The sequence below is a fragment of the Acidovorax temperans genome (genome assembly GCF_028596105.1).
Lineage (GTDB): Bacteria > Pseudomonadota > Gammaproteobacteria > Burkholderiales > Burkholderiaceae_C > Acidovorax > Acidovorax temperans.
Window position 1 is genome coordinate 204,431 of record NZ_CP117193.1, and the last position, 14,285, is coordinate 218,715.

General features: G+C 64.2%; 15 protein-coding genes. 10 read left to right on the top strand and 5 right to left on the bottom strand.

The features are described from left to right. Positions 1–74 precede the first annotated feature (74 nt). The 3 genes from PQV96_RS00885 to fosX are packed head-to-tail and all read left to right on the top strand — an operon-like array spanning position 75 to position 3,310. Entirely contained in the window at positions 75–1,916 is a 1,842-nt protein-coding gene (locus PQV96_RS00885; RefSeq protein ID WP_207374407.1) for a DEAD/DEAH box helicase, read from the top strand. A gap of 24 nt (positions 1,917–1,940) precedes the next feature. Next, positions 1,941–2,891, top strand: coding sequence for an FRG domain-containing protein (locus tag PQV96_RS00890; protein ID WP_198846992.1), 951 nt, complete (start codon positions 1,941–1,943; stop codon positions 2,889–2,891). Continuing rightward, on the top strand, positions 2,891–3,310 hold the full coding sequence (gene fosX, locus PQV96_RS00895; protein WP_242638192.1) for a FosX/FosE/FosI family fosfomycin resistance hydrolase: 420 nt from the start codon (positions 2,891–2,893) through the stop codon (positions 3,308–3,310). The genes PQV96_RS00890 and fosX overlap by 1 nt, the downstream gene beginning before the upstream one ends. 85 nt (positions 3,311–3,395) lie before the next feature. Here the strand turns inward: fosX and PQV96_RS00900 are convergent, their stop codons facing one another. Beyond that, entirely contained in the window at positions 3,396–4,523 is a 1,128-nt protein-coding gene (locus PQV96_RS00900; protein WP_207374408.1) for a Fic family protein, read from the bottom strand. 199 nt (positions 4,524–4,722) lie between these two features. On the opposite strand from PQV96_RS00900, the gene PQV96_RS00905 reads away from it, so the two are divergent. After that, complete coding sequence (locus PQV96_RS00905) at positions 4,723–6,132, top strand: DUF2130 domain-containing protein (protein WP_273625212.1); 1,410 nt, start codon at positions 4,723–4,725, stop codon at positions 6,130–6,132. Between the two features lie 193 nt (positions 6,133–6,325). Here PQV96_RS00905 and rarD read toward each other — a convergent pair whose 3' ends face one another. Together rarD and PQV96_RS00915 are read right to left on the bottom strand one after the other, a co-directional pair. Next, positions 6,326–7,225, bottom strand: a complete 900-nt coding sequence (gene rarD, locus PQV96_RS00910) for an EamA family transporter RarD (RefSeq protein WP_273624269.1) — start codon at positions 7,223–7,225, stop codon at positions 6,326–6,328. Between the two features lie 137 nt (positions 7,226–7,362). Then, positions 7,363–7,959: a flavin reductase family protein gene (locus PQV96_RS00915; protein WP_273624271.1), complete on the bottom strand. Its 597-nt coding sequence runs from the start codon at positions 7,957–7,959 to the stop codon at positions 7,363–7,365. A gap of 118 nt (positions 7,960–8,077) precedes the next feature. On the opposite strand from PQV96_RS00915, the gene PQV96_RS00920 reads away from it, so the two are divergent. From PQV96_RS00920 to PQV96_RS00945, 6 genes are all read left to right on the top strand, one after another. Then, on the top strand, positions 8,078–8,458 hold the full coding sequence (locus PQV96_RS00920; protein ID WP_044400750.1) for a VOC family protein: 381 nt from the start codon (positions 8,078–8,080) through the stop codon (positions 8,456–8,458). An 87-nt stretch (positions 8,459–8,545) separates the two neighbouring features. Beyond that, a complete protein-coding gene (locus tag PQV96_RS00925) occupies positions 8,546–9,661 on the top strand; it encodes an ISAs1 family transposase (protein ID WP_273624273.1) in 1,116 nt (371 codons plus the stop codon). A gap of 119 nt (positions 9,662–9,780) precedes the next feature. Next, complete coding sequence (locus tag PQV96_RS00930; protein ID WP_273624275.1) at positions 9,781–10,386, top strand: class I SAM-dependent methyltransferase; 606 nt, start codon at positions 9,781–9,783, stop codon at positions 10,384–10,386. Then, a complete protein-coding gene (locus tag PQV96_RS00935; RefSeq protein WP_420482176.1) occupies positions 10,373–11,152 on the top strand; it encodes a tRNA-uridine aminocarboxypropyltransferase in 780 nt (259 codons plus the stop codon). The genes PQV96_RS00930 and PQV96_RS00935 overlap by 14 nt, the downstream gene beginning before the upstream one ends. Positions 11,153–11,363: 211 nt before the next feature. Continuing rightward, complete coding sequence (locus PQV96_RS00940; RefSeq protein ID WP_044400742.1) at positions 11,364–11,615, top strand: hypothetical protein; 252 nt, start codon at positions 11,364–11,366, stop codon at positions 11,613–11,615. Positions 11,616–11,732: 117 nt separating this feature from the next. Next, on the top strand, positions 11,733–12,314 hold the full coding sequence (locus PQV96_RS00945) for a DUF1439 domain-containing protein (protein WP_273624277.1): 582 nt from the start codon (positions 11,733–11,735) through the stop codon (positions 12,312–12,314). 27 nt (positions 12,315–12,341) lie between these two features. On the opposite strand, the gene PQV96_RS00950 is transcribed toward PQV96_RS00945, so the two are convergent. Both PQV96_RS00950 and PQV96_RS00955 read right to left on the bottom strand, forming a co-directional pair. After that, positions 12,342–13,388 carry a serine hydrolase domain-containing protein gene (locus PQV96_RS00950; protein WP_273624278.1) on the bottom strand — a complete coding sequence of 349 codons (1,047 nt, stop codon included), beginning with the start codon at positions 13,386–13,388 and terminating at the stop codon, positions 12,342–12,344. Between the two features lie 213 nt (positions 13,389–13,601). Continuing rightward, positions 13,602–14,258, bottom strand: coding sequence for a TetR/AcrR family transcriptional regulator (locus tag PQV96_RS00955; protein ID WP_207375438.1), 657 nt, complete (start codon positions 14,256–14,258; stop codon positions 13,602–13,604). Between the last annotated feature and the right edge of the window lie 27 nt (positions 14,259–14,285).

A 14,285-nucleotide genomic window follows, 5' to 3' on the forward strand; every position in this document is an offset into this window, starting at 1 on the left:
AGGTTGCGCGTTTCGCCCTCTGCAACTACAGTGTGTTAACAATTACACACAAGTTCAAAGGAGGCGCCAGCAGCATGGCGATATTGATACCGGCACTGGGTGCGTGCTTGCGGCGCATGACACCTGGAGAAAAGCGCCTGGCCGAGAGGCTGGAAGACAAACTCGACGACGACTACCTGCTTTGGTACGACGTACCTGTCGGCCCGCAGCAACTGCACCCCGACTTCATCGTCCTGCACCCCAGCCGGGGGCTGTTGATTCTCGAGGTCAAAGACTTCCGCCTGAGCACCATTGTGCAGGCCGACAAGGAAGACTGGACGATTCTGGACGCCGCCAGCGGTGAGCCCAAAGCCATCCAGTCCCCCTTTGCCCAGGCCCGCCATTACGCCCACACCGTGCTCGACGCCCTGCGCGCCGACAAGCGCCTGGTGCACCCCGATGGCCGCCGCCAGGGCGAAGTGGTGTTTGCGTGGAGCTACGGCGTGGTGCTGCCCAACATCACCCGCAAGCAGTTCACCGAAGCGCAGCTGGGCCAGGCCATTGCCGCCCACCGCGTCATCTGCAGCGACGAGATGACCGACAGCGTGGAGCCCGAGACTTTCCAAAGCCGCCTGTGGGAGATGTTCCCCTACGAGCGCTACCACACGCTCACCCTGCCGCAGATTGACCGCGTGCGCTGGATTCTCTTTCCGCAAGTGCGCATCCCCGAGCAGGCCAGCCTGTTCGACGAAGCCGCCATGCAGGCCGAAGTGCCCGACATGCTGCGCGTGATGGACTTGCAGCAAGAGCAACTGGCCCGCAGCCTGGGCGACGGCCACCGCGTCATCCACGGCGTGGCGGGCTCCGGCAAAACCATGGTGCTGGGCTACCGCGCCGAATACCTGGCCCGCGCCCACGCCGCAGGCAAACCCGTGCTGGTGCTCTGCTACAACGAGCCGCTGGCCGTCAAGCTCGCCGCCACCATGGCCGCCAAGGGCCTGAGCGATCGCGTGCACTGCGTCCACTTCCACAAATGGGCCAGGGCTCAACTGGTGGCCTATGGGCAGGCCTTGCCCGCTAACAACCAGTCGCAAGACGCCTTCTTTGCCGACATGGTCCAGCGCGTCATCACCGGCGTGGACCGGGGCCACATCCCCACCGGGCAATACCTCGCCGTGCTCATCGACGAAGGCCACGACTTTGCGCCCGAATGGCTCAAGCTCGTCACCCAAATGGTGGACCCCACCACCAACAGCCTGCTGGTGCTGTACGACGACGCGCAAAGCATTTATGAGCGCGGCCGCAAAAAGAACTTCAGCTTCAAAAGCGTGGGTATCCAGGCGCAGGGCCGCACCACCATCCTCAAGATCAACTACCGCAACACGCGGCAGATTCTGCAAACCGCCAACGCCATCGCGGGCGACCTGCTCACCGCCGAAGACCGCGACGACGACGGCATCCCCCTCGTCAAACCCGTGAGCTGCGGCCGCGACGGCCCCGAGCCCATCGTCATCAACCTGCCCACCCTGCCCGAACAGGCCGCCAAGATCGCAGAGCTGCTGCAAGGTGCGCATGCCGACGGTTTTGCCTGGGGCGACATGGCCGTTCTGTGCCGCGACGCCAAAGCGCGCGACCTGTGCGCCAGCACACTCGCGAAACGCGGCGTGCCCGTGCAAAACCGCTTGGGGCCGGGCGACTACGACCCGCTGGCCAACAGCGTGAAGGTCATGACCATGAAGGTGAGCAAGGGCCTGGAATTCCCGGTGGTGGCGATACCGGGGGTGGAGCGGCTGGAGCGAATGGGAGCAGAGGTCACCGAGCCGGGAGAGGGTGCGCTGGCGCTGTCAGAGGCCGAGGTGCTGGCGCGCAGGGAGGCGGCCCGGGTGTTGTATGTGGCGGCGACCAGGGCTACGCAGAGGTTGGTGTTGGGCGTTTAAATAGTTTTATTGGGAGAACGTTTAATGAGTGCACAGAAATTTTGGGAGCCTTTTGAACATTCAATTGATGGGTTTGATGAGCTCGTCGAATTAATTAACAAAGTGGCAATCACTTCAGAAAAAAAGGGGAGACGATTTGCTTGGCGAGGCCAGGTAAATGCAGATTGGCCATTGCACAGTTCACTTTATAGAAAATTCTTGGCAGGTAAATCCAAGGCTCCCGATGAAATGGAAATGCAGAGGAAGGAGGGTGAAATACTAGCCAACTTGCATCGTTGGGGATTGCACTCTCCTATGGGCAGAGGTCGGCTCTCTATTTTGAATCAGCTGGCTATGTTGCAGCATTATGGTGCACCAACTAGGTTGGTTGATATATCTTTCAATGCATGGGTCGGCGTATTTTTTGCTGTGGAGAAAATGATTTATAATGGGGTTGAGCAATTTTCTAACGCCGATGGACGGATTTTTCTCGTTGATATTACAGATAAGTTAATTAATGAGGATAACTTACTGCGTGAGTGGGAAGATGATTTGCATAGGCCTTGGAAAATTAATAATCCTAAAATAGAGGCGAAGCAACTTCACCTGTGGGAAACTTCTTATTTTGCATGGAAGCCGTCAAGCGTAGATCAAAGAATTTTTGCACAGAATGGTGGGTTTTTAATGGGAGGAGTTCCTGCAACGAAGAAAATTGGTAATAATAGTTTTCAGGTCCCTAAAGGCACTAATTTAAGTAAGGATGGCCACTGGAAGATTGATGAGTTGCGTAAATTCTCATCATTAGCCTTGAGGCCTCACAAGTTTGATCCAAATGTTGGAGCGCCTCCAGTTAATCCGGTTTATACATTTCGAATTAAATCAACGTTAAAGCTGGAGATAAGGAGAAAGTTGGAGAATATTTTTGGATATAATCATTCAACAATATATCCTGATTATTCTGGTTTTGCTGGTTTTGGAATCCCGGATATGAATTAATGTCGGCAACCTCCCCCATCCTCGGCCTCAGCCACCTCACCTTCATCGTGCGCGATGTAGACCGCACCGCCCACCTGTTCTGCGAAGGCCTGGGCGGGCAAGAGGTGTACGACAGCCAGGGCAGCAACTTCTCCCTCTCGCGCGAAAAGTTTGTGCTGCTGGGCGGGCTGTGGCTGGCGTTCATGGAGGGGGAGCCACCGGCACAGCGCACCTACCGCCATGTCGCCTTTGCTGTGGCTGACGAGGATTTGCCCGCCTGCGAGGCGCGGCTACGGGCGCTAGGGGTGGATGTGAAACCGCCCCGCCCACGGGTGGAGGGTGAGGGGCAGTCGCTGTACTTTTACGACTTTGACAACCACTTGTTTGAGTTGCACACCGGCACGCTGGCGCAGCGGCTGGCTCGGTATGCGCAGGGGTAGGGGGGTGGGGATTTGTTGCGCCGCCAGGCCGTGAATTGCTTCTGATTTGATAGCTGCTGGCGCTTATTGATAAAGCGCTAGCAGCCTATTTGACCAAGATGTAGGCGGTATTCCGCCCACCACCTTCCAGCCGCGCCAGCACGCCCCGGGCCAACAGGTCGTTGATGTCGCGCAGCGCCGTGTCGGGTGAGCATTTGGCCATCGCCGCCCACTTGGCATTGGTCAGCTTGCCTTCCATTCCGTCCAGCACGCGATTCAGCACCAGCGTTTGGCGGGCATTCATGAGCGTGCCCCCCCAGCGTTGCCAGAACTGGGCTTTGTCCAGCACGCCCGCCAGTGTGGCGTCTGAGCCCTGCACGGCGCGCAGCAGGCAGCCCAGAAACCAGTGCAGCCACGGGGTCACGTCCAGCGGGCCTTTTTGGGTGGCCTCTAGCTGGTCGTAATAGTCTTTGCGCTCGCGCTGAATTTGGGCGCTGAAGCTGTAAAAGCGTTGATGCGTTCCTTCTGCCCGGGCCAGAGCCATGTCGCCCACGGCGCGGCTCAGCCGGCCGTTACCGTCGTCAAACGGGTGCAAGGTGACCAGCCAAAGGTGGGCCAGCCCGGCTTTGATGAGGGCGTCGCCCTCCGGGGCGGCTTCAAACCAGTCAAAAAAGGCCTGGGTTTGCGCGGGCAGGGTGGCGGCGGGTGGGGCTTCAAAGTGCACTTTCTCCCTTCCCACAGGGCCGGACACCACTTGCATGGGGCCGCTGGCATCGGTACGCCATGCGGCCACGGTGATGCGTGTGCGCCCGCTGTAGCCGGTAGGGAACAGCGCGGCATGCCAGCCAAACAGGCGCTCGGGGGTCAGGGGTTGGTCAAAGTTGCGGGTGGCGTCCAGCACCACGTCCACCACGCCGTCCACATGCCGGTCGCTGGGTGCCAGGGCTCCAATATCGAGCCCCAGCTTGCGGGCCACGGAGGAGCGCACGGCGTCCAGGTCCAGCCGCTCGCCTTCAATGGCGCTGGTGGTGATGACTTCTTGCGTCAGCACCTGCAGGGTGGCTTGGTCCCGCTGTGCCAGCCCCAGCGCTGCCATGCGCCCGGCCAGCATGCCCTGTGCGCGGTGCACCTGCGCCAGCGGCGCGGCCAGGGCTGCGGCATCAAAAGTCAGGTTCGGCCAATCGGGCAATTGCCAGAGGTAGCGGGGCGTGCGGGTGGGGCGGTGGGGACGCATGCGGTGATTATGCGGGTTATTCGCCGCAAAATATGCGGTGAATAAACGTGCTTTTCGCCGCACAACTGTCGCTGCCGAATCTTGCTCTTCTGGAGACGTCCATGTCAGGACATCCCTAGCGCGCGTGCAGCGCACCCCATTGCTTTGCTTGGTGCCCGCTATGCTCCCCACCCAACGAAACAAGACCACGATCACCGCCATGCACGACATCATCTGCCCCCACTGCCACAAAGCCTTCAAGGTGGACGAATCCGGCTATGCCGACATCCTCAAGCAGGTGCGCGATGCAGACTTCGCCGCGCAGTTGCATGAGCGGCTGGAGCTGGCCGAGCAGGACAAGCGCAATGCGGTGGCGCTGGCGCAGGCCCAGGTGGCCAATGAGTTGCAGAAGGCGGCTGCGGCCAAAGATGCCGAGATTCAAGCCCTGAAGGCGCAGCTGGATGCTGGCGGTGTGGAGCGCGACCTGGCGGTGGCACAGGCGCTGAGCGCGGTAGAGAAGCAGCGCGATGCGTTGGCGAATGAGCTGGAGCGTGCGCGGCAGGCGCAGCAGGCGGCGGAGCAGTTGGCGCAAGCGCGGCAGGCGCAAGAGCTGCAGGGCGTGGCCGCGAAGAAGGATGCGGAGATTCAGCAGCTCAAATCACAACTGGAGGCGGCTGAGGTGGCGCGCAGGCTGGCGGTGACCGAGGCGGTGACGGTGGTGGCCCGCGAGCGCGATGAACTGAAGAACGACCTGAACCTGGTGGTGGTGAAAAAGCAGCTGGAAGAAAACGCCATCAAAGAGCAATACGCCCTGCAACTGCGCGACCGCGACGGCGAGATTGCGCGCCTCAGGGACATGAAGGCGCGCCTCTCGACCAAGATGGTGGGCGAGACGCTGGAGCAGCACTGCGAGACGGAGTTCAACCGCATTCGCGCCACGGCGTTTCCGCGTGCGTATTTCGAGAAGGACAACGACGCGCGCAGCGGCAGCAAGGGTGACTTCATTTTTCGCGACGTGGACGAGGCGGGCAACGAGATCGTCTCAATCATGTTCGAGATGAAGAACGAGAGCGACGAGACGGCCACCAAGAAGCGCAACGAAGACTTCCTGAAAGAGCTGGACAAGGACCGCAATGAAAAGGGCTGCGAGTACGCGGTGCTGGTGTCGCTGCTGGAGCCCGAGAGCGAGCTGTACAACACCGGCATCGTGGATGTGTTCTACCGCTACCCCAAGATGTACGTGGTGCGGCCGCAGTTTTTCATTCCCATCATCACGCTGCTGCGCAACGCGGCGATGAAGTCGCTGCAATACAAGTCAGAGCTGGCGCTGGTGAAGGCGCAGAACCTGGACATCACCAAGTTCGAATCGCAGCTGGAAGAGTTCAAGGGCGCGTTTGGTCGCAACTGGCGCCTGGCGTCAGACGGGTTCGAGGAGGCCGTCAAGCGCATTGACGAGGCCATCAAGGACCTGGAGAAGACCAAGGAAGCGCTGCACAAGTCAGCGAACAATTTGCGCCTGGCCAACGACAAGGCCGAAGACCTCACCATCAAGAAGCTGACCCGCGGCAACCCGACGATGGCGGCCAAGTTTGCGGAGCTGAAGCAGGCGCAGATCTCGGATCTGGAGTGATGCTGGCCCGCATGGGGGCAGGTGATGGGTGGTGAGCGCCTGCCCGGTGGCTGGTCTTGCTTCTGTTTTGATAGCTGCTGGCGCTTTCTGAATAAGCGCTAGAGGGCGATTGGGCTATCAACCCTCCGTGGGCTGGGTGCTGCCCGCCACATGACAGCGCCAGCAGGCCGCCGCGTTACCGTTGCCCGTGGCTTTACGCTGCCGCCGCTGCCCGTGCCGCAGCCGCGCGCCGCCCCGCCCACAGCCCTTCGGCGGTGTACAGCGCCAGCGCCACCCAGATGAACACAAAGCCTACGGCGCGGGGGCCGGCGAAGGTTTCGCCGTAGAGGAACACGCCCATCAGCGCCAGGATGGAGGGCGTGATGTATTGCAAAAAGCCCATGGTGGACAGCGGCACGCGCCGGGCGCCTGCGGCGAACAGCAGCAGCGGGATGGCAGTGACGGGGCCGCTGAGCAGGAAGAACAGCCAGGTGTGCGCATCGTGCGCGGGCCACTGGCTGCCGGGGCCGCTGGGGCCGGGCCATAGCAGGGCCACCACAGCCAGCGGGGCGAGGAGCATGGTTTCTAGCGACATGCCTTCCAGCGCGCCCAGCGTGGCCGTCTTGCGCATCAGGCCATAAAAGCCAAACGTCATCGCAATCAGCAGCGCCAGCCAGGGCACATGGCCCGATTGCACTGCCATCCACAGCACACCGGTGGCGGCCAGGGCAAAGGCGACCCACTGCGCCTTGCGTGGGCGTTCGTGCAAAAAGATGAAGCCCAGCGCCACATTGATGAGGGGCAGGATGAAGTAGCCCAGGCTGGCATCGAGCACATGGCCGTTGTTCACCGCCCAGACGTAGCTGAGCCAGTTGCCCGCCAGCAGCAGGGCCGACACCGCAAATTTGCCCAGCAGGGCGGGGCTGCGGCGAACGTCGCCCAGCCAGTGCCAGCGGCGCAGCACGGCCAGCACGATGAGCACGAACACCAGCGACCACACCATGCGGTGCAGCACCACCTCTATCGCGCTGGCGGCCTGCAGTTGCTTGAAGAACAGGGGGAACATCCCCCACAGAACATAGGCCGACAGGCCGTACAGAATGCCGCTGGACATGGATGAGGTGGTGTGGAGTGGTGGGGCTGCGCAGCACGGGCTGCAGCGGTGGGTGGATGGATGGGGTGGTTTGCTATTGAAAAGATAGCTGGTGGCGCTTTTGCAATAAGCGCCAGATGCCAATCTGGTTCTAAGTTTTATACCTTGATGGACTGGCCCGTGGCATAGAACTGCCCGCCCGCCACGTAGTGCAGGGTGCGCAGGTGGTCGGGGGCGGTGTCGAATTCCCAGTGCCCGTCACGGAACACGCGGTCGTCCGCCCAGGCGCCCACCACTTCGCCAATGAAAAGGTCGTAGGTCTGCTGGTTGTGCGGCTCGGGGATGACGCGGCACACCAGCCAGGCGGCGCAGCCGGGCACCAGCGGTGGGCGGTGTTCTGCGGGCACGTCGCTCAGGCCGGGCGCATCGAACAACTCCACATGGTGGCGCTGCAGCTTGTCGGGGTGGGTGTGTGCGCTTTCAGTGCCCAGGGCTTCGGTGAGTGCGGCCTGGGGCACGGTGGGCAGTTGCAGGGCGAAGTGGCCGCTGGCCTCGACCAGCTCGCGCGTGCGGGTGGCTTTGTCGAGCACCACCGTCACCTTGGGCGGGCTGAAGTCCAGCGCGCAGGCCCAGGCGGCGGCCATCACGTTGGGCTGGCCAGCGTGCGCGGCCGACACCAGCACGGTGGGCCCGTGGTTAAGCAGCCGGTAGGCCTTGTCGAGCGGCACGGGGGTGAAGTGGGCGGGTGCGTGCATAGGTGGGTGCAAAGGTGAGCGTCACCGCAGTGTATTGGCGCGGCGGGAAACGTGTTGTGCCAGCCGGTACTATCCTCGGCCGTTGCCTGCTGATGGGCACTTACCGGACACACAATCTATGTTTAGCCATGTGATTCTGGGTGTGAACAACCTGGATGTTTCAAAGAAGTTTTACGACGCCGTGCTGGGCGCCCTGGGCGTGCCCGCAGGCGTTGCCAACAAGAACCGCTACTTCTACCGCAGCCCCACCGGCACCTTCGGCATCACCACCCCCATCAACGGTGAGCCCGCCACCCATGGCAACGGCAGCACCATCGGCTTTCTGGCCCAGTCGCCCGAGCAGGCCGATGCCTGCCACGCAGCGGGCGTGGCCAACGGCGGCGTGACCTGCGAAGACCCCCCCGGCTGGCGCGAAGGCCCCGGCGGCAAGCTGTACCTGGCCTACCTGCGCGACCCCGATGGCAACAAGCTGTGCGTGCTGCACCGCCCTGCGGCCTGAGCCAACGCCCAGGGCAATCGCATCTAAAAGTACGCCTTAAACCCGGCGAAACTGCAGCGCTTGAGTCACTTGCCAAACGCTGTTGAGATGAGCCTGCTGCAATACCTGCAAAACATCCCCGATCCCCGCGTGCAGCGCACACGCCGACACGAACTGCAATCGATCTTGGTGGTTGCTCTGTGCGCCACCATCGCAGGCGCAGACAACTGCGTAGAGATGGCCGAGTTCGGTCAGCAACACCAAGACTGGTTTGAGCGCTTGGTGCCGCTGCCCTCGGGCATTGCCTCGCACGATACCTTTGCACGGGTGTTTCGCCTGCTCGATGCCAAAGAGTTGGAGCGGGCCTGCCAACAATGGCTCGCCCAGGTAGCAGGCAGGGTACACGGCACGGTGGCCATTGACGGTAAAAGCGTGCGCGGCAGCAGCAAAGCAGATGCTCGCAGGCCACTGCACATGGTCAGCGCCTGGGCGGCAGACATGGGACTGCTGCTGGGCCAGTGCAAGGTCGATGGCAAGAGCAACGAGATCACTGCCATTCCCGAGCTGCTGCGCTTGCTGCACCTCAAAGGCTGCATCGTCACCATCGATGCCATCGGCTGCCAAAAAAGCATCGCCGGGCAACTGCACGAGCATGGCGCGGACTATGTGCTGAGTCTCAAGGGCAACCAGCGACACATGCACCAAGTGGTGCAAAAGCACTTTGAAGTGCAGGATAGCCAGGAGCGGTTCGAGGAGAACACCTATACCGAGAGCTGCAGCGGGCACGGGCGCCAGGAACTACGCAGCTACCGGCTCAGCCCTGTGCCTGAGGCGTTACAGCGAGCAGCAGCCCACTGGCCGGGGCTGGCCTGCGTGGTGCAGGTCGTGCGCAGGCGCCAGCAAGCGGGAAGCGAGGCCAGCGAAGAAGTCAGCTATTACCTGAGCAGCTTGCCAGCGCACACGCCCGCGAAGGTGCTGGCGCACAGCATCCGTGCGCACTGGAGCGTGGAGAACCAGTTGCACTGGAGTTTGGACGTAGCGATGCGCGAGGATGCGGCGCAGTCATACAAGGATCAAAGTCCGCACAACCAAACGGTGCTCAGACGCATGGCGCTGCAGGTGCTCAAGAATGACACCTCGGTGAAGATCGGCTTGCAGGCCAAGCGCAAGCGGGCGGGGTGGAGTCTGGGTTATTTGGAACTCCTCTTGGGCATCGCCGTTTAGATGCGATTGCCCTGAGCCAACGCCTCATTTGCTATATTTTTAAGAGCTTCCAGCGCTCAAACCACGAGCGCTGGAAGCTCTTTTCATTCAAAACCCCTTCTTTGAGGAAGACCCCCTGCATGCAATCCGCCAGTGCCACCCTGTTCGACGAGGCCTACTACCAGCGCTTTTACTTTGACAAGAAGACCAGCGTGGTGGACCCGGAGCACATGGAGCGCCTGGGCATGTTTGTGTGCAGCTACCTCAAGTACCTGCGCGTGCCGGTGCGGCGCGTGCTGGACGTGGGCTGCGGCATTGGCCTGTGGAAGGGCATTGTGGAGCGGCACTTTCCCGGCGCCAGCTACCAGGGCGTGGAGTTCAGCCCCTACCTGTGCGAGCGCTTTGGCTGGCAGCAGGGTTCGGTGGTCGATTACGCCGCCAGCGAGCCGTTTGACTGGGTGATCTGCCAGGGCGTGCTGCCCTACCTGAACCCGGCCGATTTGAAAGCCGCGCTGCACAACCTGGGCCGCCTCTCCAAAGGCGCGCTGTATGTGGAGGCCGTTTCGCGCGAGGACTACGAGCAGGACATCATCGACGAGGATTTGACGGACAACCGCGTCTTTCGCCACCGCGCCGAGCTGTACCGGCGCGGCCTGCGCGAAGGCTTTGTGGAGCTGGGCGGCGGCGTGTGGCTCAGCCGCCAGGCCGAGGTGCCCATGTTTGCGCTGGAGCATGTGGGTGGCTGAAAACGCAGTACCTCAGGTACCTCGCGCTCCTCACGCCGTGGCCCGCCTGCGCACCGCGCGGCTGGCCCGCAGCGCCAAGCCCTTTCTGGCCCGTGGCGGCCCGCGCGGCGAGCGTTGCCCCGGCTGCCGCCTGGTGCCCAGCCACTGCGTGTGCAGCCTGCACCCCGTGGTGCCCACCCGCGCGGGCGTGTGCCTGCTGATGGCCGATATCGAACCCCTCAAGCCCAGCAACACCGGCTGGCTGATTGCCGACGTGGTGCCCGACACCTTCGCCTTCGGCTGGGCCCGTACCGAAGTGGATCCGGCCCTGCTCGAACTGCTGGCCGACCCGCAGTGGCAGCCTTACGTCGTGTTCCCCGGCGAATTCGTGGCGCCCGAGCGGGTGGTGACCGAGGTGGCTGCGGCTGGTGCATCTGCGGGCAAGCGCCCGCTGTTCATCCTGCTCGACGCCACCTGGCCCGAGGCGCGCAAGATGTTCCGCAAAAGCCCGTACCTCGACCGCTTTCCGGTGCTGAGCCTGCAGCCCGAGCAGATCTCCCGCTACCAGCTGCGCCGCTCGCGCCGGGACGACCATTTCTGCACCGCCGAAGTGGCCGGCCTGTGCATGGACCTGGCCGGCGAGCCGCAGGCCGCGCAGGTGCTGCAGACCTACCTGGACGTCTTCACCCACCACTACCTGCAGGCCAAGCACCAGCTGCCGCCGCACTGGCAGGGCGAAGCGCACCAGCGGCTGGCGCAAGCTCTGGGGCGCACCGCCCACGCTTGAGCCCGTGCCCGCGGTGCTTTTGTCGTGTGCCACGGTGAAGCAGCTGCCCGGCCAAACCCCAGGTGCATGGCTTGGCAGCCTTCAGGCACAATCACGCCCCCCGCCGCGCGCTTGTGCGCCAGTGCTTTTGTGGTGCCGATTGCTTCAATTTTGATAGCTGGTTGCGCTTGCCCAGTAAGCGCCAGACACCGATTTCTTCAAGATACTTCAAATGACCAAAGACCTGGCCCGCCAACGTGAACTACAACCCATGTCGCTGTGCGAGCCCTGCCAGGGCATCCAGCGCAACTGGCGCAAGGCGCCGGGCCACCCCGAACTGGTGCAGCGCGGCAACCGCAAGGAAGACCGCCCGGGCGGCTCCGTCACCTTCACCCGCTACGTGTGTGACCGCTGCGGCACGGCGTGGGAATACGAAAACGACAAGAACAACCAGAAGGCGGGCTGGTCGGTGGTGGGGCGCTAGGGCGTCGACCGTTCAGCGGCAGAGCCTGCGCAGGCCGTTTCTGTTGTAACCCGTGGTGACGCGCGCCGCACGTTTTCATCCCGCACGGGTCCCACGGGCCTTCAAGGAGACCGCCGCATGCTGCACCGCAGACGATTTCTGAACACTGCCATCCGTGCGCTGGCCCTGGGCGGGGCCGGGTGGTGGCTGCTGGCGGCGCGTGGCGCACGGGCCCAGCCCCGCTACACCGTACCGCTGGCCCAACTGCAGGACATGGCGGCGCAGCGGTTTCCGCGCAGTGTGCCGGTGCAGGGCCTGCTCGATCTGACCCTGCAGGCGCCCGCGCTGCGCCTGCTGCCCGAGGTGAACCGCCTGGGCGCGACCATGGTGGTGGACGCGGCGGGCCCGGCCCTGCGCCGCAGCCATGCGGGCCTGTTCGATGTGGAGTTCGCGTTGCGCTACGAGGCCAGCGACCGCACGCTGCGGGCGCACCAGATCCGGCTGGGCCGGCTGGACTTCCCCACGCTGAAGCCGGCGGTGGTGCAGCTGCTCAACACCTACGCCCCGGCGCTGGCCGAGCAGTCACTGCGCGAAGTCACCCTGCACCGGCTGCGCCCGCAGGACACGGCCGTGCTGGACGGCTTGGGCCTGCAGCCCGGGCCGATCACCGTCACGGCCGAGGGGTTGACGGTGGCGTTTGTGGGCAAGGCACCGGGATGACGCCGGGGCGCAGGGCCTCTCCTGCGCCTAGTTCGGCTCTGCCGCCACGCGGCGCTGGGCGGCTGCAAAGGCCTGCTGGCGGATCCACTGCAGGGCCTGCCCGCGCTGACCACTTGCCGCCGACACGGTGGACGTGGTGGCCGCCACCAGGTCCAGCGGCGGATACACCCAGATGAGCTGCCCGCCCCAGCCGCTGGCCATGAACGTGGGGCGCGGCGCCTTGCCCGGCACCACCCACCACAGCTGGCCATAGGGCAAGCCCACGGGTGGGCCGCCCGCGCTCTGGGCCTGCACGGAGGCATCCACATACGTTGCGGGTACCAGCGGTTTGCCATCCCACTCGCCGCGTTGCAGGTACAGCTGGCCCAGCTTAGCCATGTCCAGCGTGCGCAGGTGCGCGATGCTGCCCTGGTAGCGCGGCTCGGCAAAGTCCATCGGGCCCACGAGCTGCTGGCGCGTATAGTCGGCCAGCGGCATGCCGGTGGCTTTCTCCAGCACGGCCACCAGCAGCGGCGTGACGGAGTTGTCATACGCGAACACCTGCCCGGGCTCCGCCGCCAGCGGCCGCGCCCAGGCGTCATGCGGGGGCAGCGGCGCCGCGGTCCCCGCGCGGGTGCGGGGCGTGTCGGCCAGCGAGAACCCGGCCGTCAGGGTCAGTAGATGCCGCAGCGTGATGGTGGCGGCGCGCGGGTCGGGGTTCAGGGGCGCCCACTCCGGCACCAGTTCGGTCACGCGCTGGTCCACGCTGGCGATGCGGCCCTGCGCGATGGCCGTGCCCGCCAGCGCCGACAGGGCGCTTTTGGAGGCCGACTGCGTGTCGCGCAGCCTTTCGGCATCGCCATCGCGGTAGTAGCTGAACACCACCCGGCCGCGCAACACCACGACGGCGCTCTCCACATCGGTGAGCTGCTGTGCCAGCACCTCACCCGCGCCCTGGAAGGCCGTGGCATCCAGGGCCTGCTCTGCGGGTGTGGCGGTGGTGGGCCACGCGCGGTCGGCGGGCTGGGCGAGCGCGGCGCCGGGGCCGAGGCAGGCCATCAGGCTCAGGGCGATCCACAGTGAACGTTTGCGCATGGGGCTCCTTGCGGCGATAGGCCGTGGGTGGTGCGCGCAGTGTAGGCGGGGCAACGTGCCACGGCCCTTGAAAAAAGGTCAGGACAAGCCCCTGGAGCCGCTGAAAACCTTCACGCTGGGCCTGGAGGCCATCCAGGGCAAACCCTTCTTCGAGGCCAGGGCAACTGAGATTCGGGCCCGGGCGCCCCCAGGGCGCTCCTCGGGCGGGCCGTGCTACAGCCCGCGTTCCACCATGTCGAGCAGGCGCTGGCCCAGCGCCTGCAGCAGGGCGGGCGGTGTGCCGCGCAGCGGCCCATCCAGGCTCAGCAGCGCCATGCCGTGCACGGTGGACCAGGCCAGGTATTCCGCCCCGGGCCGGCGCTCTGCGGGCAGGGCGCCCGCCGCCACCAGATCGTCCAGCGCCGCGCTGAGGTGTTCAAACGGGTTGCGGCCCGTGGCGCCCCCCATGGCCGGGTCGGGCTGCTGCTGCACGCTGAACTGGCCCCCGAACGCTGTGCGAAACAGGCCGGTCTCGTCCCGCGCAAACCGCATGTAACCCGCGCCCACGGCGCGCACCTTGGCGCGTGCCTGCTCTGTGGCGCTCCCCTGCAGCGGCGCGCGCTCCAGCTCCGCCTCCATGAATCGCGCCGCCGCAGCCACGGCCGCCGCGCGCACGGCGCCCAGCAGGTCGTCGCGGTTGGCGAAGTGGCGGTACGCCGCGTTGGGCGCCACGCCCGCGCGGCGGGTGGCCTCGCGCAGCACCACGGCATCGGGGCCCCCGGCGCGGGCCAGTTCGATGCCAGCGTCGAGCAGGGCGCGGCGCAGGTCACCGTGGCGGTACGTGTTGCGGATGGTTGCAGTCATGGACCCGGAAATGTGGACACTGTTCATTATCTCTGCTATCTTTTGTGGACGGTG